The 19,954-nt window shown below is 62.2% G+C and carries 16 protein-coding genes; 4 read left to right on the forward strand and 12 right to left on the reverse strand.

Annotated features, from left to right (window positions below):
• Nucleotides 1-154 precede the first annotated feature (154 nt).
• Nucleotides 155-694 (reverse strand): Pycsar system effector family protein, encoded by a 540-nt coding sequence (locus QTJ18_RS02435; RefSeq protein WP_489667196.1) that lies wholly within the window; start codon nucleotides 692-694, stop codon nucleotides 155-157.
• A 134-nt stretch (nucleotides 695-828) separates the two neighbouring features.
• Between QTJ18_RS02435 and QTJ18_RS02440 the strand changes: the two genes are divergently transcribed.
• Nucleotides 829-4,509 (forward strand): FecR domain-containing protein, encoded by a 3,681-nt coding sequence (locus QTJ18_RS02440; protein WP_252752214.1) that lies wholly within the window; start codon nucleotides 829-831, stop codon nucleotides 4,507-4,509.
• Nucleotides 4,509-6,320, forward strand: a complete 1,812-nt coding sequence (locus QTJ18_RS02445) for a CHASE2 domain-containing protein (protein ID WP_289852016.1) — start codon at nucleotides 4,509-4,511, stop codon at nucleotides 6,318-6,320. The genes QTJ18_RS02440 and QTJ18_RS02445 overlap by 1 nt, the downstream gene beginning before the upstream one ends.
• A gap of 66 nt (nucleotides 6,321-6,386) precedes the next feature.
• On the opposite strand, the gene atzF is transcribed toward QTJ18_RS02445, so the two are convergent.
• The 9 genes from atzF to QTJ18_RS02490 all read right to left on the reverse strand — a co-directional run bounded on the left by atzF (nucleotide 6,387) and on the right by QTJ18_RS02490 (nucleotide 15,817).
• Complete coding sequence (atzF, locus tag QTJ18_RS02450) at nucleotides 6,387-8,207, reverse strand: allophanate hydrolase (protein ID WP_252752213.1); 1,821 nt, start codon at nucleotides 8,205-8,207, stop codon at nucleotides 6,387-6,389.
• Nucleotides 8,204-8,557 (reverse strand): cupin domain-containing protein, encoded by a 354-nt coding sequence (locus QTJ18_RS02455; protein WP_252752212.1) that lies wholly within the window; start codon nucleotides 8,555-8,557, stop codon nucleotides 8,204-8,206. Before QTJ18_RS02455 ends, atzF begins: the two co-directional genes overlap by 4 nt.
• Nucleotides 8,550-9,218, reverse strand: coding sequence for a cysteine hydrolase family protein (locus QTJ18_RS02460; RefSeq protein ID WP_252752211.1), 669 nt, complete (start codon nucleotides 9,216-9,218; stop codon nucleotides 8,550-8,552). The genes QTJ18_RS02455 and QTJ18_RS02460 overlap by 8 nt, the downstream gene beginning before the upstream one ends.
• Entirely contained in the window at nucleotides 9,218-10,768 is a 1,551-nt protein-coding gene (locus tag QTJ18_RS02465) for an ABC transporter ATP-binding protein (RefSeq protein ID WP_252752210.1), read from the reverse strand. The genes QTJ18_RS02460 and QTJ18_RS02465 overlap by 1 nt, the downstream gene beginning before the upstream one ends.
• Nucleotides 10,769-10,871: 103 nt before the next feature.
• Nucleotides 10,872-11,576 (reverse strand): biuret amidohydrolase, encoded by a 705-nt coding sequence (gene biuH, locus QTJ18_RS02470; protein ID WP_252752209.1) that lies wholly within the window; start codon nucleotides 11,574-11,576, stop codon nucleotides 10,872-10,874.
• An 11-nt stretch (nucleotides 11,577-11,587) separates the two neighbouring features.
• On the reverse strand, nucleotides 11,588-12,604 hold the full coding sequence (locus QTJ18_RS02475; protein ID WP_252752208.1) for a formamidase: 1,017 nt from the start codon (nucleotides 12,602-12,604) through the stop codon (nucleotides 11,588-11,590).
• 10 nt (nucleotides 12,605-12,614) lie between these two features.
• The gene (locus QTJ18_RS02480; protein WP_252752207.1) at nucleotides 12,615-13,544 is read right to left on the reverse strand and encodes an ABC transporter permease; all 930 of its coding nucleotides are present in this window, start codon (nucleotides 13,542-13,544) and stop codon (nucleotides 12,615-12,617) included.
• A gap of 3 nt (nucleotides 13,545-13,547) precedes the next feature.
• The gene (locus QTJ18_RS02485; RefSeq protein ID WP_252752206.1) at nucleotides 13,548-14,672 is read right to left on the reverse strand and encodes an ABC transporter permease; all 1,125 of its coding nucleotides are present in this window, start codon (nucleotides 14,670-14,672) and stop codon (nucleotides 13,548-13,550) included.
• 17 nt (nucleotides 14,673-14,689) lie between these two features.
• Entirely contained in the window at nucleotides 14,690-15,817 is a 1,128-nt protein-coding gene (locus QTJ18_RS02490; RefSeq protein ID WP_252752205.1) for a BMP family ABC transporter substrate-binding protein, read from the reverse strand.
• Nucleotides 15,818-16,186: 369 nt separating this feature from the next.
• Here QTJ18_RS02490 and QTJ18_RS02495 point away from each other — a divergent pair, with 369 nt between their 5' ends.
• Nucleotides 16,187-16,894 (forward strand): GntR family transcriptional regulator, encoded by a 708-nt coding sequence (locus QTJ18_RS02495; RefSeq protein ID WP_252752204.1) that lies wholly within the window; start codon nucleotides 16,187-16,189, stop codon nucleotides 16,892-16,894.
• A 267-nt stretch (nucleotides 16,895-17,161) separates the two neighbouring features.
• Complete coding sequence (locus QTJ18_RS02500) at nucleotides 17,162-18,004, forward strand: alpha/beta fold hydrolase (RefSeq protein WP_489667189.1); 843 nt, start codon at nucleotides 17,162-17,164, stop codon at nucleotides 18,002-18,004.
• A 131-nt stretch (nucleotides 18,005-18,135) separates the two neighbouring features.
• Here QTJ18_RS02500 and QTJ18_RS02505 read toward each other — a convergent pair whose 3' ends face one another.
• Both QTJ18_RS02505 and QTJ18_RS02510 read right to left on the reverse strand, forming a co-directional pair.
• Nucleotides 18,136-18,798: a metal-binding protein ZinT gene (locus tag QTJ18_RS02505; RefSeq protein WP_252752202.1), complete on the reverse strand. Its 663-nt coding sequence runs from the start codon at nucleotides 18,796-18,798 to the stop codon at nucleotides 18,136-18,138.
• Between the two features lie 160 nt (nucleotides 18,799-18,958).
• A complete protein-coding gene (locus QTJ18_RS02510; protein WP_252752201.1) occupies nucleotides 18,959-19,918 on the reverse strand; it encodes a helix-turn-helix domain-containing protein in 960 nt (319 codons plus the stop codon).
• Nucleotides 19,919-19,954 lie beyond the last annotated feature (36 nt).

The following is a 19,954-nucleotide window of genomic DNA, read 5'->3' on the forward strand; positions in this document are numbered from 1 at the left end:
TTCTGCGTCACAGTCTTTCCTTCGCGAGCGAAAGGCTTACAGGAAATTCATCGCCGGGCCAAGGCAAGCCGGTGCGGCAAGCTCCACCGCTTCGGGACAGGGGCTCCGGGAAGACCTCGTCACGAGCGCGCATTTTCCATCGCCGAAGGTGCCGTCACTTGGTCATCAGCACCAGGACATAGCTGATCAATGTCAGAAACAGGCATTTGAAGGAGATGGAGACGAACTTATACTTGCGCCGCGCAATGTCGGAGAGAATGTCCGCATTTTCCAGGTACTGGTTGAAGAGATAGTTCGAATCGGACGCCTTCACCGCCTTGAGGAGAAGGGGACGGTGCCTTGGCCACGATCCCCAGAACAAAGTGGTCGAGCGGCCCATGCTCCTGGGAAGAACGACCATGATGGCGCAGATGAGCGCGGCCAGTGACGAGCCTGCAAGCAAAGCCGAGCTGATATTCATGAAAATCGTGCCCGTCAGGTACCGGCCGGGGGAAAACACGTCGCGTCCATCGCTCGAGGAAACGATGAAGGCAATCAGAAAGGTGAAGATGTAGGCTGCCTTCTGATCGGAAATCTTGATCTGATCATAGAATATGTCGTTCACTTTTTTGACGTGAGAAAAATACTCTTTCTCTACATCGTCTATGACATGATTATCTTCGATCAAGGCCGTCGTTTCGGCGGTCAAATCCATCATTCTCGAGCCCCCTCGCTCCGACTGTGCTTCCTGCGTAATACAGCGCAATAGAAAATAAGGATACATGCACAAGCCGGTCTTGACACCAAGTTGTGAATTATACAATGCAATGTCAGGTTGGGGGAACGATCTTGAAGAGGCAAGCATTCCTGATTCTGCCGCTGGTGCTGGCCGGCCTCGTTCCAGATGCCCTGGCCGAGCCGCGCCCAAGGGCAGCGGCCGCCGCTGGCGCCGTGATCGCCCGCAAGGCCGGCGAGGAGATTCGTTTCATCGACATCTCGGCCTGGGAAGTCGTCGACCTGAAGCAGGATCTGCTGTCGGGTGATGTCCTTCGCACCAATGCCAATGGCCAGCTCGCCATCCTCTTTTCGGATCGGACCCAGGTCCGCCTCGGCCGCAATTCGTCCCTCCTTGTAAGACAGGTCGCCGGCGGTCGTGATGCCGAGCTCGAACTGCAGTCGGGAACCATCTGGGCGAGAGCCGAGCGCGGCGGGCCCGGCGTTTCCGTCCAGACGCCGGCGGCGACGGCCGCCATCAGGGGCACCGACTGGACGATGACGGTGGAGGGGGACCGCACGACGCTGACGGTTCTCGAGGGCAAAGTGGAGCTCAGCAATTCCCTCGGACGGGTCGAACTGTCGCGGGGCGAGGCGGCCGTCGCCTCCATCGGGCAGGCGCCGCGCAAGATCGCCATCGTCGAATCGGATGATCGCGAGCAGATGCTGTTCTATCTGCCGCCGCGCGAAGCCTTTGAGCGCATGCCTCCCTCCGCCTTGCCGGTGGCCGATATGCGGCGGCAGGCGGATCGCATCCGGGCCATACCGGAGGCCGAGCGCAGCGCTGAGGACAGAGTCCTGCTGGCTGAGGTCGCGCTCTCCCTGGAAGGTCGCGCGAAAGCCAAGGCGGCACTGGCTGCCGCACAGCGATACCCGCTCTCGCGGGAATTGCGCGCCCGCGTGCTTCTGATAGAAGCCGTGATCTCGGCGACAGAGAACAGGCATGCGCAAGCCGCCTCTCTGTTTCAACGCGCCGCACCCGGGCTGGACAAGAAGCGTCGCGCCATTGCGCTTTACGGCGGCTATTATGCGCGCGCGCTCGCCGATCCGGACAGGGTGGAAACCCTGCCGCCGCAAGGTGGGGGCTCGGATGCCGCTTTCCTCAGGGCCTATGCCATCGGCTTCCTGCAGGATCTTCCCGCGGCCATCAACGTCTTGAAACAGGCCGAAGCGCAGTTTCCCGATGATCCGGAACTGCCGGCCTATCGGGCCTGGCTGGCTCTTCTGCTGAATGACCGCGACCAGACGCAGGAGGCGATGTCACGCTCTCTCGCCCTCGATCCGCAGGAGCCGACGGCGCTCGAAGTGCGCGCCCATGTCCGCTCGGGGCTTCAGGGCGATCTCGACGGGGCGCTTGCCGATCTTGAGGCCGCCGTCTCGGTGGCTCCGGCTTCCTCCACGGCGTGGAACGGGATCGGCAATGTCCAGTCGGCACGCGGGGCCGTCCGAGAGGCGGAGGCCGCTTTTCTAAAAGCGATCGATCTCGATCCGCAGGACCCGGTCAGCCACGCCAATCTGGCGATCTTCTATTTGGACAATTCCAGGGTCGAGGATGCGCGCCGGCACATTGATCTTGCGCTTGCTGCCGACCCGGCTTTCGATATCGCCCTTGTTGCCCGCGGTCGCTATCATCTGCAAACAGGCGAACTCGACAGTGCCCTCGACGACCTGCTGGCCGGCACCGTATCGAACCCTGCTTATGCGCAGGGCCAGGTCCTGCTGGCAGCCGCACATTACGAACGCGGCGATCGATTGCCCGCCGAACAGGCCCTCGACAATGCGCAGCGGCTGGATGCCAACGACCCGGTCATTTACTCGTTCCGGGCGGCGGCGGCCATTGACGACTATGACTCGGTCGCCGCAATCCGCAATGCGCAGGAATTCGTTCGTCGATCGCGCGACCAGGGCGGCAATTTCGCCTCTCTCGGCGCCAACCACCTTGCCGGCTCCGCCCTCAACAGTGCGTTTCGCCTGCAAGGGATGAATGCCTGGGGTGAATATTACGGCGATGTTGTCTTCAACCCGCTGGTCGCGACCTCGTATATCGACCAGAGCCTTCGCGGCAGTGCCGATCCCTTCGCCAATGACGAGACCTTCGGCGGCGATCCGATCAACAATGCCCCGAACGGCGAGGCCTTCTCCTCGCTTCTCCAAGGCCTCATGCTCGATCCGCACATTATCTCCGGCCGTTCCCGCTCCGCCAATCTGTTGCGCCGCCCCTTTCTGGAATCCGCGATCGGCGGCGGGTTCATCCGCAGTGACGGGGAGACCGGCTATGTCGGCGAAGGCGAGATCCAAGGCTATACGAACCTGCCAATTCCGATGAGCCTGTTCGGCAATCTGCAATGGAGCAAGGCGCCGGACCGGCGCGACATCGGCGCGCTGAGCCCGCTCGACAGCGAGCTCGAAATCCTCGGGGGCAATGGCTACGTGACGGCAAGCCCGACGCTTTATGATCGCGTCGTCCTCTATGCCAATCACGGGAAGAACGAGCTGGAGCGCAGCTTCGGCGTGGAAGCCAATTTCGCGCCCTTCGTGGATCCGACGGATCTTTCCGTTCTCCCGCTTCCTCTGAATACCGAGCAGGAGGTTCATTCCAGAGCCACGAATGCCGGGATCGGCTGGAGCCATACGCTCGGCTATCGCAATGTGCTCAGTGCCGCCCTCTTGTATAGCGGCGTGCGGCGCGAGGATGAGACTTATTTCGAATTCGACGTCTTCGGCCTGCCGCTTGCCACGGCGCAAACGCGCAGCGTCTTTGAGGAGGAGACCTATGTTGCCGCCGTCAACCACACGATCGGCGACGGCGATCTGACATGGCGATACGGGATGGAGGGCGGCTGGGTGAAGGCGCGCCAGTCGCAATCCTATCAGAATCTTCTGGTTCCTCCCCTCGATCTTGTGCCCTCCACATTTGAAGAGGCCGGCGACACCAGCACCGTCGGCCGCGTCTATGTCGATCTGCTGCAGGAGGTGACCAACGATCTGCGTCTGGAATATGCCCTGTTCGGCAGCTTTATCGATGGCGATAGCGCAGACAAGGCGCGGCTGGAGCCGCGCGCCGGTCTGGCATGGTCACCTGCGGATGGCCACTGGCTGCGCGCCGCCTTCAGCCGGTCGAGCCTGGACCTGAATACGCCAACCCTGTCGCCGATCGGCGTGCTTGGGCTGCAGACCAACCAGGTGTCGCTGGCGGCAACCGGCTATGTCGATACCTATGCCCTGCGCTGGGATGCCGAATGGACATCCGACTTCTTTACCGCGGTTGAATATCAGCATCAGGAGATGCATGATCTGAGGATCGCGGTACCGTTGACGTCCATTCCCTTCACCACCGCCGAAGGACAGCTCGACAGGGCAAGCCTGACGAGCAACCTCCTGCTTGGCTACGGGTTCGGCTTGTCCTCGACGCTTGCCCTTGCGCAGTCGCAGGACGAGGATCCACGCTCGCCGATCTCCGGCGAGGCGCTGCCCTTCCTCCCGAAGCTTGCCGGCCAAGTGGCCGTGACCTGGGTCAATCAGGCGAATGTCAAGGCGACGCTTGCAGCCAATTATGTCGGAGAGCGCCAGAATGAAGCGGGTCTTGAGCTTGACGATTATTGGACGCTCGATGCGTCGCTGACATGGGAGCCGCTTGACCAAAGGCTCGAGCTCAGCCTGGCGGCTTACAACCTCCTTGATGAGGAGATCGAGCTCAATGCCGGCGTTCCCGGCTGGGGGCGGTCGTTCAGGGGCGTCTTGAAGGCACGGTTCTGATGCGCATCGCCGCCGCAGCTTTTTCCGTTTCGCCGATACTGGCGGCGAGCCGGACCAGGCAGGTTCTCGTTCTGGCGCTGACTGTGCTGGTTCTGACCATCGTGATGCAGCGCCTGCCCGCCTGGGCGCTGATCGATTACCGGAGCTTCGATTACCTCTCGACATTCAGGCCGCCCGCTCTGCCGGACAAAGGCCCGGTCATCGTCGCCATCGACGAGCCTTCGCTTGCCGAGATCAACCGCCAATGGCCATGGCCGCGCAGCCTGCACGGCGACCTCGTCAAAGCCTTGCGTGCCGCCGGCGCGCGCGTGATCGCTCTCGATATCATTTTTTCGGAACCCTCGACCGCTTCGGAAGATGCAGCGCTCGCCGCTGCCGTAAGACAGGATGTCGTCCTCGCGGGGGATGAATCTGTCATCTCCTCTCCGCAAGCGGAGCAGCATTTACGCACCCTGCCGCTCGCCCTGTTCACCGATAGCGGCGCCAGCGCCGGAATTGCCTCCGTCTCGCTTCACGAGGATGGGGTGTTGCGGGCAATTCCCGGCGGCAAGGACAGTTTCGCAGCGTCGATCATGCGCGCTGCAAGCCTGCCGCCCCCGCCGCGCTCGCAAGGCCTGCTCCTGCAAACCTATGGCGGTCCAAGAACCTATCCGACCGTATCCTATTATCAGGCACTGCGGCCCGATGAATTCCTTCCCGAGGGGTTCTTTCGCGACCGCCTGGTGATCGTCGGCCTCAGCCTTCAGAATGCGCCGACCGTCAGCAGCGGCGGCTTCGATTCCTTCGCCACGCCGGCCACCATCCAGAACGGCCTGCTGACGGCCGGGGCAGAAGTGCAGGCGACCATTCTCGACAATCTGCGGGCCGGCCACGGCATTGCAAAGGCCTCGGCCGGCGTCGGTCTGCTGGTGCTCTTTTTCGCGGCAGCGCTGTCGGTGCTCCTTGTCTGGCGCGGCACGACCTGGTTCACCTGGAGCGGCGCAATCCTCGTCGTGATCCTGGGGGTGATCGGCAGCTATGCGCTTTTGCGCCTCGCCGGTCTTTTCATTTCGCCTGCAGCGCCCTCTGCGCTGGTCGCGGCCACCGTGCTCTTGCAAGGCGGGTTTGATTACGCGACCGAGCGGCGCAGTCGCCGGCAGATCACCGAGGCCTTTTCCAAATATCTCTCTCACAGCCTGGTCGAAAAGCTTGCCAGCAATCCCGACCAGCTCAAGCTCGGCGGCGAGAAGCGTGAGCTGACCATCCTGTTTTGCGATGTGCGCGGCTTTTCCACGATCGCCGAAGGCATGAAGAATGATCCCGAACAGCTGACCCGGCTTGTGAACCGCCTGCTGACACCGCTTTCGAATGTCATCCTCACCCATGGTGGAACCATCGATAAATATATCGGGGACTGCATCATGGCCTTCTGGAATGCACCCCTGCCCAATCCGGATCATGCAAGACATGCGGTCGCGGCGGCGCGTGACATGCTGCAGGCCCTGGCAGCGCTCAATGCAGAGCTTCGCGCCGAAGCAGAGCGCATGGACCGCGCCCATGTCGATCTCAAGATCGGCATCGGCATCAACACGGGCGAATGCGTCGTGGGCAATATGGGATCGGACCGGAGATTCGATTATTCGGCGCTTGGCGATGCCGTCAACCTCGCCTCTCGCCTTGAAGGTGCCTCCAAGACCTATGGCGTGCCGATCCTTCTGGGAGAAACCACGGCACTGCAGGTCAGCGATGCATTTGCGCTTCGCGAGCTGGAAAGCACGACGGTGAAAGGCCGCAGCGAGGTGTCGCGGGTTTTCACGCTGCTTGAGGAGTGACAGCTCCTGCGACCCTCGCGACGGAGCGAAGGCCGCCGCCGTCATGTCCGCCCATTGCCGCCCGCGTCACGCCAGGACCGCCACGGTCTCTGCCGCTGACCGATAGGCGCGCCATCCCCCATAGCCGGTAATGTCCGCCGCGCCGACAAGAGCCAGAGGTTCGGCGATGAAACCTTTGGCTGTCGTGCCGTCGGCCAGCTGGATGGTCCCGATGCCGAGCGGCGCAGGAATGGACGCGACGAAAGTGCCGAAGGCTGCAGGCGCGAGCTTCCAGATCTCCACCTCGATCTGGGCGCCGCCTTCTTCGACCCGCACCAGGCCGGGCTTCGGCGGCACCGTGTTGGCGAGCGCGTAGAGGCGATAGGCGGCAGCGGTTTTGATTGCCTTTGAAAAGCGGCCGTTCAAACTCGTCAACTGGTGGTTCAACGGCATGCCGGACAGATGCGCGCCGACGACGACGATCTCGATCATGTCGTCGTCGTCTTGTGCAACGGCAGCCAAGGCCGGCTCGGGATGTCGCCAGCCGGTTGCGCCAAGCGTCACGCCACTCGCGGTGTGGATGTCACGCGCAACCGTTGCCACCAGGCCGTCACGGCCGGCAGGCGCCAGAAGCGTGACGCTGGCGGGCAAGTCGTCGGACCGTTTGCCGGTGGGAACGGCAATTCCGCACATATCGAGCAGGTTGACGAAATTCGTATAGGTACCAAGGCGGGAATTTTCCCGGATCGGCTCGGCTGCGAGGTCCTTGACCGTGAAATGCCGCGGCGCGGTGGGGACGCAAAACAGATCGACGGAGGCAATGTCCGGTGCCAGCGTCTTCTTCAACGCCTGAAGAGCATAAAGCCCGCTGAAGGCATCGGCGGCGGAGAGGCTCCTGGCACCTCCGTAGATCTTCCGGGTCACCGGATGGAACGCGTCTTCCCGCGCATCGAAGAAAGGCTTGACGGCGGCATAGCGTTCCGCCACCCAGGCGCCTTCGTAGAGCAGGTCGGCAACGGTGTAGAAATCGCCGAAGGGGACTTCGACCAGCCGGTGGCCAAGCGCCTCGATCGACGCGAGCGCCTCGTCATAGGCCTTCTCCATTGCCGTATCGCCGAAGAACCTGCGATCGGAGCGCGCGACGGTGCCGATCGTCAGGACTGGCGGGGCAGATCCGTAGCCTGTCGCGGGTATGCGTCGCGAATAGGCATCCCTCTCGTCCGGACCGGCGGCGATCTCCAGGACGCGCCAGGCGTCGTCCACGGTCAGCGCGAAGATCGAGACGCAGTCCAGGGTCCTGCAGGCGGGGATGACGCCGGTGGTGGACAGGGCGCCGAGACTGGGTTTCAGGCCGACAATATTGTTGAGCCCTGCCGGAATGCGGCCGGAGCCGGCTGTGTCGGTACCGAGGGCGAAGGAGACGATGCCATGGGCGGTGGAAACCGCCGAGCCGGAGGAGGAGCCTCCCGGGACGAGAGCGGGGTCCACCGCGTTTTTCGGGATGTCATACGGCGTGCGGACGCCGACGAGTCCGGTGGCGAACTGGTCGAGATTTGTCTTGCCGATGACGAGCGCGCCGGCCTGCTGCAGCGCTGCGACCACGAAAGCGCTTTCCTGCGGCTGGTAGGCGAAGTCGGGACAGGCGGCCGTGGTCGGCATGCCGGCGACGTCGATATTATCCTTGACCGCGAAGGGTATGCCGAACAGCGGCTTGCCCGGATCAAATGCACCGAGCCTTTCGGCTTGCGCTAAAACCTGCTGTCTGTCGGCAAGATGGATGAAGATGCCCGGATCGTTCACCGCCTCGATGCGGGCGTAGACAGCCTCGATGACGTCGGAGACGCTGCCGCCGTCACGATAGAAGGCGAGAAGCGATGCGATGTCAAACGGTGGCAGGGTCGGGATCATGCTACTTCCTCTTCCAATATGATCACGGGCCGGTCCCACTGGATGAGGACCACGCAGCCGCGTTCGCTCCAGACCGAATGTTCGGTTCCCGGGGCGTTGACGATGAAACTACCACGAGGGTAATCGCCGCTCTCGTCGGACTGGACGCCGTCGAGCACGAGAATGGTTTCGAGCCCTTCATGACGATGACGCGGAACGGAAGCCCCGGCCTGGTATTTCAGGAGCGCGACGCCCGGTTGATCGCCTTCGAAAGGCCGTATCCAGTGGATGGTGACGTCACCGCGGAAGGGGGCGAAAGCGACCTGCTTCCAGCCGTCATCGGTCAGTCGGTCGCGAATGGTTTCAGCCATGCGACAGTCCCTCCAGAATGGCGGCAACAGGCGCTGTCCAGCCGATGATCGCGCCTTGCGCGCGCAGCATTTGCAGCGTGGCTGCCTTGAATTCAGGGAAATAACTCTCCGTTGCATCCTCGGCGAGCAGGCATTCGAAGCCGCGATCATTGGCCTCCCGCATGCTCGTCTGCACGCAGACCTCCGTGGTAACGCCCGCAAAGACAAGCTGCGTGATGCCTTTCTGCTTCAGGATCTCGCCAAGGCCGGTCGCGTAGAATGCGCCCTTGCCGGGCTTCTCGATCACCGTTTCGCCGGCGATCGGTGCAAGCTCCGGAAGAATGGCCGTGCCGGGTTCTCCGGCAATCAGCACGCGGCCCATCGGCCCCTGGTCGCCGATGCGCAGCACCGGATTGCCACGATCGCGCTTGGCCGGCGGCAGGTCCGACAGATCCGGCCGGTGGCATTCCATCGTGTGGATCACCGGAAGGTTCGCCGCACGGAAGCCCTCGAGAAGCAGCTTCACCTCCGGCACGATTGTGCCGATGCGGCTGACATCATTGCCGAGGGCCTCGCCGAAGCCGCCGGGTTCGGCGAAGTCGCGCTGCATGTCGATCACCACCAAGGCCAGTTCCGTCAACCGCGTCGGGAAAGCAAAGGGTTGTGCATTGATGACAGCCATTAGTGATGTCCCGCCATATGGGAGCCGATGGTGCCGATATCGGCGTCACGCGCGAGGGTCTCATAGACAAGACGGCCCTCCGACATCACGTGAATGCGGTCGGACAGCTCCATCAGCTCATCCAGGTCTTCCGACAGGAGCAGGACGGCAGTCCCGCAATTGCGAGCCCGCACGATGCGCGCCCGAATTTCCGCAACGGCGGAGAAGTCGAGGCCGAAACAGGGATTGGAGACGATCAGCAGGTCGACCTTGCCGGTCAGCTCGCGCGCCAGCACGGCGCGCTGCACATTGCCGCCGGACAAGGCGGCCATCGGCGATCCGGTGGAGGCCGTCTTGACCTTGAAGTCGGAGATCAGCGTTGTCGCCAATGTCTTGATCTGCCGCCGCGACAGCCAAATCGACCGGCGGCCGCCCGCATCAAGGTCGAAGGTCCGGAACGCCAGGTTCTCGCTCACCGTCATTCGCGGCGCGCAGGCATTCTGCAGCGGCTCTTCCGGAATGAAACGGACATTGTTCCGCCGCGCTTCTTCGCGCGTCGCGCGATAGGTGGCGCCGTTGACGCTGATCCTGCCGGTCTCGCTCGGCCTCTGCCCGGCCAGAAGTTCCGCCAGTTCCTTCTGGCCATTGCCGGAGATCCCGGCAATGCCGACGATCTCGCCGGCATGCACGGTGAGCGCGGCGATCTCGATCGTCTTCAGCCCGCTCCGGTCCAGGGCCTTGAGGTTCTCGACCTGCAGCACCGGCCTTGCCGCCTCCGCCACCGGCACCCTGCTGTCGAGCTGGGGGAGCTTGACATCGCCGATCATTTTCGCCGCCAACTCGGCAGTGGACAGCTCGCCGATCTTGCCGCCGCCGACGAGCTTGCCGCGCCGTAGGATCGAGACGGCGTCGGCAAATTTCGTGACTTCGTGAAACTTGTGCGAGATCATGAGGACCGTCAGCTCCTTGCGTTCGGTCAGGGCGCGCACGAGGCCGAGCATCTCGTCGGCCTCTGCAGGCGTCAGAACCGATGTCGGCTCGTCGAGGATGAGAAAGGAGCGTCCGAGGTAAAGCTGCTTGACGATCTCCAGCTTCTGCTTCTCGCCGGCCGCAAGCTCGCGAACGGGGCGATCGAGCGGTATTGCGAACGGCATCCGCTGCATGAATCTTGCCAGATCCGCCCGTTCCTTCGCCCAATCGATGACAGCGGAAACCTTCTGGCGGCTGATGACGAGGTTTTCCGCTCCGGTCAGCGACGGGACCAGGGTGAAATGCTGGTAGACCATTCCGAGACCGTAGCTTGCCGCCGCCTTGGGAGAGTCGACAGAGACTTCCCGCCCGTCCACCAGAAGCGCGCCGGCGGACGCATGGTAAAAACCCATGATGCATTTGACCAGCGTCGATTTCCCGGCGCCGTTTTCGCCGAGAAGGGCGTGAAAGGAGCCGGCCGGTATGCTGAGCGAAACCTCGTCAAGGGCCGTGAAGGCGCCGAACCGCATGGTCATGCCGATCGTTTCGATGCCGATCGCTTTGCCCGGAAGCGGGAGCGCAGTATCGCGTATGGTGTTCACGTCAGCCCAGCCTTTCCGCAATGATGGCCACTTGACCGGAAGCCGACTACCCTTGGAGCTCGGCCCTTCCGACACAATCTGCCTTTGAAAACCACAGCGTCGTTCATCCGGTGATCCCCGCGATCAGGGGTTCGGACGCCGATACGGCGCCGAAGACCCCGCCCTGCATCTTCACCATCTTGATGGCGGCCAGGTGATTGCCGTAATCGGTGGCGCCGCAGCAGTCCTCGAGAAGCAGGCATTCGAAGCCGCGATCATTCGCCTCGCGCATGGTCGTCGACACACAGACATCGGTGGTGATGCCGGTCAGAATGATGTTCTCGATGCGCTTCTGATGGAGGATGAGTTCGAGATCCGTGGCACAGAAGGACCCCTTGCCCGGCTTGTCGATGATCGTTTCGCCCTCCTGCGGGTAAAGCTCCGGTATGATGTCCCATCCCGGTTCCCCCCGGGTGAGAATGCGTCCACATGGTCCGGCATCGCCAATGCCGGCGCCGATGCGCTGCGAGCGCCACCGCTTGTTGGCCGGCAGGTCAGAGAGATCCGGGCGGTGGCCCTCCCGGGTATGGATGATGTGGTAGCCCTTGGCCCGCATCGCCGAAAGCACCCGCTTGATCGGCTCGATCGGCGCCTGCACGAGAGACAGGTCATAGCCCATATGGTCGACATAGCCGCCTTTGCCGCAGAAATCGGTCTGCATGTCGATGATGATCAGCGCCGTATTGTCCGGCCGCAATCTGCCGTTATAGGGCCAGGGATAGGGATCGGCGGTGATGTAGCGGCTTTCTGCCTCGACCAGCATGTCCATCTCCTCGCTCCTCACTCGGCTGCGGTCTTGAAGGTTTCGCCGTAGCGCCGCGTCGGCTTGGCAAAGCCGCAGCCGGTCCCGTCGGTCACCTTGACTCCGCCTTCCCAGGGCAGGCGATATTGGCCCGCCATCAGGTCGTGCATGTAGGTATAGGGCGCATCGCCCGCCCCACCGTCCACGGCCACATAGCCGCGGTGACCGAACTGGTAGATATTGTTCTCGACGCCCCAGCCGAGCCGCGCTTCGCGCAGGAGATCGGGCCGAACCTCGGCCGTGATGATTTCATTGACCCGGCCGGAGGTGCCGTGTGCAATGATCGTGCCGTCGAAATTGCAGATCATGCCTTCGCCCATCGAGTCGAATGTGCCGTCCGAGCCGCACATGCAGACATTGGCGGTGATCATGAGATTGCAAAAGGCGTTGGACTGGTTGGTGAAGCGCCAGCTCTCGCGGATGGGAGCCGTATAGCCGGCGGTGCGGATCATGATCTCCGCGCCCTTATAGGCGCATTCGCGCGCCATTTCCGGAAACATGCCGTCGTGGCAGATGATCAGCGCCAGTTTGGCGCCTTTGGGGCCGTCGATGACGGGAATGCCGAGATTGCCCGGCTCCCAGGGCTCCACGGGCACCCAGGGGTGCATCTTGCGGTAATAGAGCTTCAGCTCGCCCCTGTCATCGATGACGATGCCGGAATTATAGGGCATGCCCCCCGGGTTGAACTCCATGATCGAGAAGCAGCCCCAGATCTTGTTGTCGGCGCAAGCCTGCTTGAACGCCGCGACCTCCGGCCCATCAAGGCGGCACATGATGTCGGGATTGATGTCCATCGACAGGCCGTGTAGCGCATATTCCGGGAAAATGACGAGATCCATGCCAGGCTGGTTGCGCCGCGCCTTGCCGACGAGATCGACGATTGCCTGCGTCTGCCTGGCAAGGTCGGCTTTGGTGACGGTCACCGGCAGCTGCAGCTGCACGAGGCCGATGCCCACGCCGTTTTCGGATTTGTTCAATCCGCCAAGTCCGTTCATCTGGTGGCTCCTATGATTTCGTTAGCGACAGGGCGCCGGGCGCGCCGGCAAGCGGCCGGTTCGGCGACGAGGTGATGATCAGGATGATGAGGGTGAGCAGGTAGGGTGCGGCATAGAAGAGATAGTAGCCTTGCGTGACTCCCACCGACTGGAGGGCCGGACCCAGCGCGCCGGCGCCACCGAAAAGCAGGGCGGCGAGGAAGCAGCCGACGGGGTTCCAGCGGGCAAAGATGACCAGAGCGACCGCCATCAGGCCCTGTCCCGAGGAGATGCCCTCGTTCCATGATCCCGGATAGAAGAGCGAGAGATAGGCACCGCCGACCGCGGCCAGCGAGCCCCCGACGGCTGTGGCCAGAAGCCGTACGGCATCGGGTCGGATGCCCATGGCGCGCGCGGCATCCGTGCTGTCTCCCACCACGCGCAGCACGAGGCCGATCCGCGTATTGCGAAAGGCCCAGAAGAGGGCAAAGGCAAGCGCCGCGCCGATGAAGAACAGCACGTTGATGTTGAGCGCTGCCTGAACCTGCGGCACATTCGACCAGGCGCCGAGCGGGATGGAAGGAAGCTTGGGAGCGACCGGCTGGATATACGGCTTGCCCAGGAAGAAGGCGAGGCCGAGGCCGAACTGCATCATCGCAATGCCGATCGCGATGTCGTTCACTTTCGAAAAGCTGCAGATCCAGCCGTGAATGAGGCCGAAAACCGAACCGACGAGCATGGCGGCAAAGACCCCGAGCCAGGCCGATCCGGTCGTGGCAGCCACGGCATAGGCGGTAACGGCGCCAAGCACCAGCGTTCCCTCGAGCCCGAGATTGATGCGACCCGAGCGCTCGGTGATCGCTTCGCCGAGGCTGACGAAGATGAAGGGCGTGGAGACCCGGATGGCGCCGCCGATGATCGCAAGCGGGACGCCCCAGAGGCCGAGACCTGTGTCATCCATCGGTCAATTCCTTTTCCAGAGATCGGGATTGAAGAGCTTGAACCGGTCGTAGAGGGTTTCGCAAAGAAGGATGACGACGAAGAGCGTGCCCTGCAGGACAAGGACGGTCGCATCCGGCAGGCCGAGGCGTCGCTGGATAAGCCCGCCGGATGCCTCTATGCCGCCAAGCAGGATCGCTACCGGAATGATGGCCAGCGGGTTGTGCCTTGCAAGGAAGGCGACGAGAATGCCCGTATAGCCGTAACCCGCCACGATCGAGGCATTGGCACTGCCCTGGACGGCGGCGACTTCGATCATGCCGGCCAGGCCGGCAAAACTGCCGGCGATGGCCGTGAAGCCGACGATCAGCCTTCCGACCGGCAGACCCTGGATCTGCGCGGCGCGGACATTGCCGCCGGCAATGCGCGCCGCAAAGCCGAAGCTCGTCAGCTCGATCAGAACCCAGGACAGGATGCAGGCGCCGATCCCGATCAGAAGGCCCCAATGCACCGTCATGCCGGGCATGTCGCCCATCATGTAGTCCGCCGGGATCGGACTGGTCGACGGCTTGTTCAGACTTGCCGGGTCGCGCAGGGGTCCCTCGACAAGCTGATTCATCAGGGCGATTGCGATATAGGCCAATAGCAGTGACGAGATCGTTTCGTTGACGCCGCGGTAATGGCGCAGGACGCCGGAAAGGGCGATCCAGAAGCCGCCCACCAGCATTGCGGTGAGGGCCATGGCAAGAAGCGCCACCAGGGGCGCAACATTGCCCGCCAGCGGGACGGCGATGGCTGCGGCCGCGACGCCGCCCAGAACCAGGGCTCCCTCGCCGCCGATGACGACGAGGCCGAGGCGCGCGGGAAGCGCCACGCATAGCGCCGTGAGGAGGAGAGGGGCTGCGCGCGACAGACTGTTCTGGATCGAGAACCAGCTGCCGAAGCCGCCGGTATACATGACCTGAAACAGCTGCAGCGGCGATTTGCCGATCGCCAGAATGAACAGCGAGAACAGCGCCAGACCGGCGAGGATCGCGCAAAGACTGATCACCACGGGCTCCGCCCGCCGCGCCGTCCATTCCAGGAGCGGACGAAAGGACGTATGCGGAGTGGTGATCGGCAGGGCGGTAGTATCGGCCTCGACGGTCATGGCGGGCTCCTTTGCGATCAAGACGTCGAGCCGACGACGCCTTCCACGAGATAGGCCATGCTCTCCAGCTCGATGGCGTCTTCGGCGAAGGCCTGGCTGGTGCCGACGACCTCCTTGCCCTTGTTGTCCTTGAGGGGACCCTTGAAGACGGAGAATTTGCCGGTCATGATTTCGGCATGGGCCGCTTCGAACTGCTTGCGGGCCGGCTCGGTCACCGCAGTGCCGAGCGGACTCATCTTGACGAAGCCGTCCTTCAGTCCGCCGCGCACGAAGTTGCCGAGGGGCTCGCCCTTCTGGGCCGCCGTGACGAAATTGCTATAGACATTGCCCCAGGCCCATTCGGCGCCGGTCAGGTATTTTTCGAGTGCAAGCGGGCTCTGATTGGCGTGGTAGCCGCACACGAAGGCACCGCGGCCGGCGGCGGTCTCGACCACGACCTTGGGGCTGTCGACATGGCAGGTGATCACATCGGCACCCTGGTCCACGAGCGCATTGGTGGCTTCCGCCTCCTTCACCGCAAGCGACCATTCGCCCGTGAAAATGACCTGGCACGTAATGGACGGATCCACTGAACGCGCACCGAGAAGGAAGGCGTTCACATTCTGCAGCACCTGCGGGATAGGCTTGGCGGCGACGAAACCGATCTTCTTGGTCTTCGAAGCGTGGCCGGCGGCGATGCCGTTCAGATACTGGCCCTGGTGGATATAGCCGAAATAGGATCCTGTATTGGCCGGATGCTTGCCTTCCTGCCAGAGGCCGCCGCAGTGGCGAAACAGCGTCTTCGGATTTTTCGCAGCGGTTGCCAGCATGTGGGGATCGAAATAGCCGAAGGAGGTGGGAAACAGAAGCGCCGCGCCGTCGAGGTTGATCATCGATTCCATCGATTTCTGGACGTCGACCGTTTCGGCGACATTCTCTTCCTCGACCACCGTCACGCCCGGCAGTGCCTTGACCACGGCCGCCCCTTCGGCATGCGCCTGGTTATAGCCGAAGTCGTCCTTGGGCCCGACATAGATGAAGCCGACGGTCAGCTCCGCCTGAGCCTGGGCGGATGAGATCCCGAAGCCGGGCAGGGCACTCGACGCGAAGCCGGCAGCGGAAGCTTGAAGGAAACGTCGGCGGTTTAGGGATAGGAAGTGCGTCATCATCATTCTCCCGCGGCGGTTAGCCTCTGGTTGTTGAACGATGATGACCAAGCAAGCCCCGTGCCAAAACACAAGTTTATGATATTGTTATGAATTTCCGGCGCGAGAATTTTGGTCGCTTAAAGTGTATGCAGTTTTGAGCGCCTGCAGCTAATTTTCAGTCAGAGCTTGCGGTCGAGAACGGATGCTGGTCCAGCGGTTGGAGATTTGAGATTTGCCAAGGGAATGACTTGGACATGTGCTCCTGAGGTGCTGCGAACGCACGCGAGTGTCGGAATCGAATCTCCAGCGCGGTCGTCAGACTTCATTCACTTCTGTCATCGCCTCATGTATCTGCAGTGATTGTACGAGGGCAGGTTCGGGAACATCATGACGCAGAAAGGGCGACGGAAGATCATTCGCGCCGGAACGACGGTGGAGCAGATGGTGCGAGCCATCGCGGATCTCATCGTGACCGGGGTCATGCTGCCCGGCGAGAAGATGGACGAAGTTTCGCTTGCCGCGCGTTTCGAGGTATCGCGCACGCCGGTCAGGGAAGCATTGCGGGAACTCGGCGCCATGGGCCTTGTCGGTCGCGAGCCCAATCGCAGCGCGGTCGTCATGAATGTCACCGATACCCAGCTGCACAGCATGTTCGAGGCTATGGCGGAGCTGGAGGGCGTCTGTGCCCGGCTATCGGCGGCACGCATGACAGAGGATGAGCGGCATACGCTCGATCGCGAGCACAAGGCGTCGCGATTGCTTGTCGACCATGGCCTGTTCGAAGATTATTCCGCTCACAACACGGAATTCCATAATCGCCTTTACAGAGGCGCGCATAACGAGCACCTTTTCGAACTGGCCACACAGACAAGGGCGCGACTGGCCCCATTCCGGCGCGCGCAGTTTCGGCTCAAGGGCAGGCTTCCGAAGTCTTACGAGGAGCATGACACGATCGTGGCGGCCATTTTGAACGGCGATCAAGATGCAGCGGGTCGGGCTGCCTATGATCATGTCTCTATCGTAAGCGACGCCAGCGCCGTCTTTGCCGCGCCTGCGCCGAAGGAGGTGACAGAGCCAGAGCCACCGGCCTCCTGAACCCGCTGACCCGTTGAAGGCTCGGCTCAGGACCGGTTATCGCAGCATTGTCCAAATTGGCCGGGCATTGGACAAGATTGAAACCTCGTAGGGCCGTAAATTTCCATGGTCTCAAGGAGAGGTGTTTTGATGTCTGCTGATCTGCTTCGTTTTCCGCTTTCCCGTCGGCAGGCTTTGCTGACCGGCGCCGCGCTCACAAGCGTGGCGGCCATGCCCTCTTTTGCGCTTTCCGCCACACACGCACAACCAGCGAAAGGACTTTCGGATATGACCAAGAGCTTCGTCGAAACCAAAGACGGCGTGCAAATCTTCTTCAAGGATTGGGGGCCGAAGGATGCCCAGCCGATCGTCTTCCATCACGGCTGGCCGCTCTCCTCGGATGACTGGGACGCGCAGCTGCTGTTCTTCGTGCAGCAGGGCTTTCGCGTGGTCGCCCATGACCGCCGCGGCCATGGACGCTCTTCACAGGTGAGCGATGGCCACGATATGGATCATTACGCAGCCGATGCCTTTGCCGTTGTCGAGCATCTCGATCTCAAGAATGCCGTGCATATCGGCCATTCCACCGGTGGCGGCGAAGTGGCGCGTTATGTTGCCAAGCACGGCGAGCCCGCCGGTCGCGTCGCCAAGGCTGTCCTTGTCAGTGCGGTCCCCCCGCTGATGTTGAAGACGCCGGCCAATCCGGGTGGTCTGCCGATGGAGGTATTCGACGGTTTCCGCTCGGCCCTGGCGGCCAATCGGGCGCAATTCTTCCATGATGTGCCCGCGGGACCCTTCTACGGCTTCAATCGCGAGGGTGCGAAGGTCTATCCGGCCGTGGTCGAAAACTGGTGGCGGCAGGGCATGATGGGCGGCGCCAAGGCCCATTACGACGGGATCAAGGCGTTCTCCGAGACCGACCAGACGGAAGACCTCAAGGCGATCACGGTTCCGACGCTGGTCATGCACGGCGATGACGACCAGATCGTGCCGATTGCAGCTTCCGCCGAACTGTCGGTCAAGCTGCTGAAAAACGGGGCGTTGAAGGTCTATAAGGGCTATCCGCACGGCATGCTCACGACGCATGCGGATGTCATCAATCCCGACCTCCTGGCCTTCATCAAGGCCTGAGCCCGGCAAGCCCGGACCATGGCCTGAGGAGCGCCTACCGTCTGCCGCCCGGTCGCGGTCGCAGCACGGGGGCAAGACCGGTGCCTGATGAAAGGGCAAGGGGAGCCACTGCTTCCCTTGCCGGCCGCGCTTCAATGCGCGAGCATTTCCTCGACGATTTCCTTGCCGGAGAGCCTGGCGGGATAATAGGTCGGCCAGTTGGTCACTTCCTTCAGCAGTTCGGCCCGGTCGTTTCCTGCATAGAGGTGGTAATGGAATGCCTTCTCCGGCGCGATCATGTGATCGCTGAACTGGATGAAGTTCGGTGCGCCGGCATCACCACTGACTTTCTTGAAGATGAAGCGCACGCCCCGATTGCCCTTGCGATAGGTCAGGATCTCGTGGCCATCTGTCTCGTAATCGCCGGCGACGGACTGTTTGCCGCGGTAAAACGTGATGTGCTTGCCGTCGATGACGATGCGATCCACATCGGTCTTGTAACCCGTCTCATAATAGTCCCGGTATTCCTGGGCGCTCTTGTCCCCGGTCTTCGCCTTCTCCGCCATGACCGGATCAAGCGTACCGTTCGTCAGATACGGATAGACCGACTGCCAGTCTCCCTCCCAATCCGAGAGGGCTCGTGCCTTGACCTGCTCGTCATCGAAGAAGCCCTTGTAGATGGATCGCTGCGTCTCCTGGGATTGCGCCGCCTGGCTCTGTGCCTTGGCTTTACTCTCCGCGCCGGCCTGAGTGGCGAGTGTGAGGAGGGCGGTGAAAAGAGCCGCCTGGCCGATCGTCTTCAACACGTGTTTCATGTCCTGATTTCCTTCCTGTCGACGCACGTTCGACATCCGCCGATTATGTATGTAATAACATTACAATCATTCTGGTAGACGGCTTTCCCCGGAGGCGCAAGAGGCAATGCTTGCGGATCGCGCAGGTTTCAAACCGGTTTGCGATGGGTCTGGTGAGGCGTCAGGGGAGATCGACGGGATTCCGCTCCGGCTGTCCATCATCGTCGCGCTGCCGCGACAGCAGGGGATAGACGACGAACCCGTCCTCCTCGCCCCGCGGAAACTGCCCGTCCCTGTGCCTTCGCTCGGCGGCTTTGTAGCCCGCCGGACTGATGCCGATATAGTGCTTGAACATGCGCGAGAAATAATAATTGTCCGTATAGCCGACCGCGGCAGCCGTCTGCTTCACCGACCGGCCACCGGCAAGCATGCCCATTGCGCGCTCCATGCGCTTGAACTCCTGGTATTTGATGGGCGTCAGCCCGACCTGGCGGCGAAAGACGCGGCGAAAATAGTCGGGATTATAGGGAACGGCCGAGAGTGCGCGCGCCACGATCGCCTCATCCAGCGGATCTGCAGCAATCCGGCTGGCCGCCACCATGACCGCCAGGGAGAGCGCATCCGGATTGTCGATCGCGGCATCCTGCTGCTGACGCCAGCCGAGAAAGGCCGCTTCGATATATTCGGTCAGGAAGACCATGAAGAGATGGTGCTGGGCAAGCGTCGTCGACGACAGAGGCACGCTCTCGCGATAGTGGCGCACCATCTGCTGCAACATGTCCCAGCGCGGCAGCCGCACGCAACGCCGCAATTCCATCTGCGACAGAAGATCGACACGACCGAACACGTCCAGCGTGAAGTGCTGGGCAAGGCCCGTATACAATTCGCTGGAAGTCGTGCGCCCCTGGAAGCGGGTCTGCGCCTCGATCAGCATGGCGCAACCGGGTTCGACCACCAGTCTTTCCCCACCGATCTCATACGCGGCTGATCCTGTAAGACATATGATAAGATCGTGGACGGAGTTCGTCTTGTCGATCCGCCAGCTGGGAGAATGCAGCATCTTGATTGTCGAACGGGTCAAGGTCAGCGTCAGCGCCTGCACCGGGATCGCAGCCAGCGGGCCTTGTTCGTTTTTCTCCATCTTTTTGTCCGGAAGCCTCTATTTTCATCTGGTGGT

Source organism: Rhizobium sp. SSA_523, from assembly GCF_030435705.1.
GTDB lineage: Bacteria > Pseudomonadota > Alphaproteobacteria > Rhizobiales > Rhizobiaceae > Neorhizobium.

Bases quoted from the DNA above. Each gene is read 5' to 3' on its own strand.
- QTJ18_RS02510 (WP_252752201.1), bottom strand. From the start codon at position 19,918: ATGGAGAAAAACGAACAAGGCCCGCTGGCTGCGATCCCGGTGCAGGCG.
- QTJ18_RS02435 (WP_489667196.1), bottom strand. From the start codon at position 694: ATGGATTTGACCGCCGAAACGACGGCCTTGATCGAAGATAATCATGTC.
- QTJ18_RS02475 (WP_252752208.1), bottom strand. From the start codon at position 12,604: ATGAACGGACTTGGCGGATTGAACAAATCCGAAAACGGCGTGGGCATC.
- QTJ18_RS02495 (WP_252752204.1), top strand. From the start codon at position 16,187: ATGACGCAGAAAGGGCGACGGAAGATCATTCGCGCCGGAACGACGGTG.
- QTJ18_RS02460 (WP_252752211.1), bottom strand. From the start codon at position 9,218: ATGGCTGTCATCAATGCACAACCCTTTGCTTTCCCGACGCGGTTGACG.
- QTJ18_RS02490 (WP_252752205.1), bottom strand. From the start codon at position 15,817: ATGACGCACTTCCTATCCCTAAACCGCCGACGTTTCCTTCAAGCTTCC.
- biuH (WP_252752209.1), bottom strand. From the start codon at position 11,576: ATGGACATGCTGGTCGAGGCAGAAAGCCGCTACATCACCGCCGATCCC.
- QTJ18_RS02505 (WP_252752202.1), bottom strand. From the start codon at position 18,798: ATGAAACACGTGTTGAAGACGATCGGCCAGGCGGCTCTTTTCACCGCC.
- QTJ18_RS02500 (WP_489667189.1), top strand. From the start codon at position 17,162: ATGACCAAGAGCTTCGTCGAAACCAAAGACGGCGTGCAAATCTTCTTC.
- QTJ18_RS02455 (WP_252752212.1), bottom strand. From the start codon at position 8,557: ATGGCTGAAACCATTCGCGACCGACTGACCGATGACGGCTGGAAGCAG.
- QTJ18_RS02485 (WP_252752206.1), bottom strand. From the start codon at position 14,672: ATGACCGTCGAGGCCGATACTACCGCCCTGCCGATCACCACTCCGCAT.
- atzF (WP_252752213.1), bottom strand. From the start codon at position 8,207: ATGATCCCGACCCTGCCACCGTTTGACATCGCATCGCTTCTCGCCTTC.
- QTJ18_RS02445 (WP_289852016.1), top strand. From the start codon at position 4,509: ATGCGCATCGCCGCCGCAGCTTTTTCCGTTTCGCCGATACTGGCGGCG.
- QTJ18_RS02480 (WP_252752207.1), bottom strand. From the start codon at position 13,544: ATGGATGACACAGGTCTCGGCCTCTGGGGCGTCCCGCTTGCGATCATC.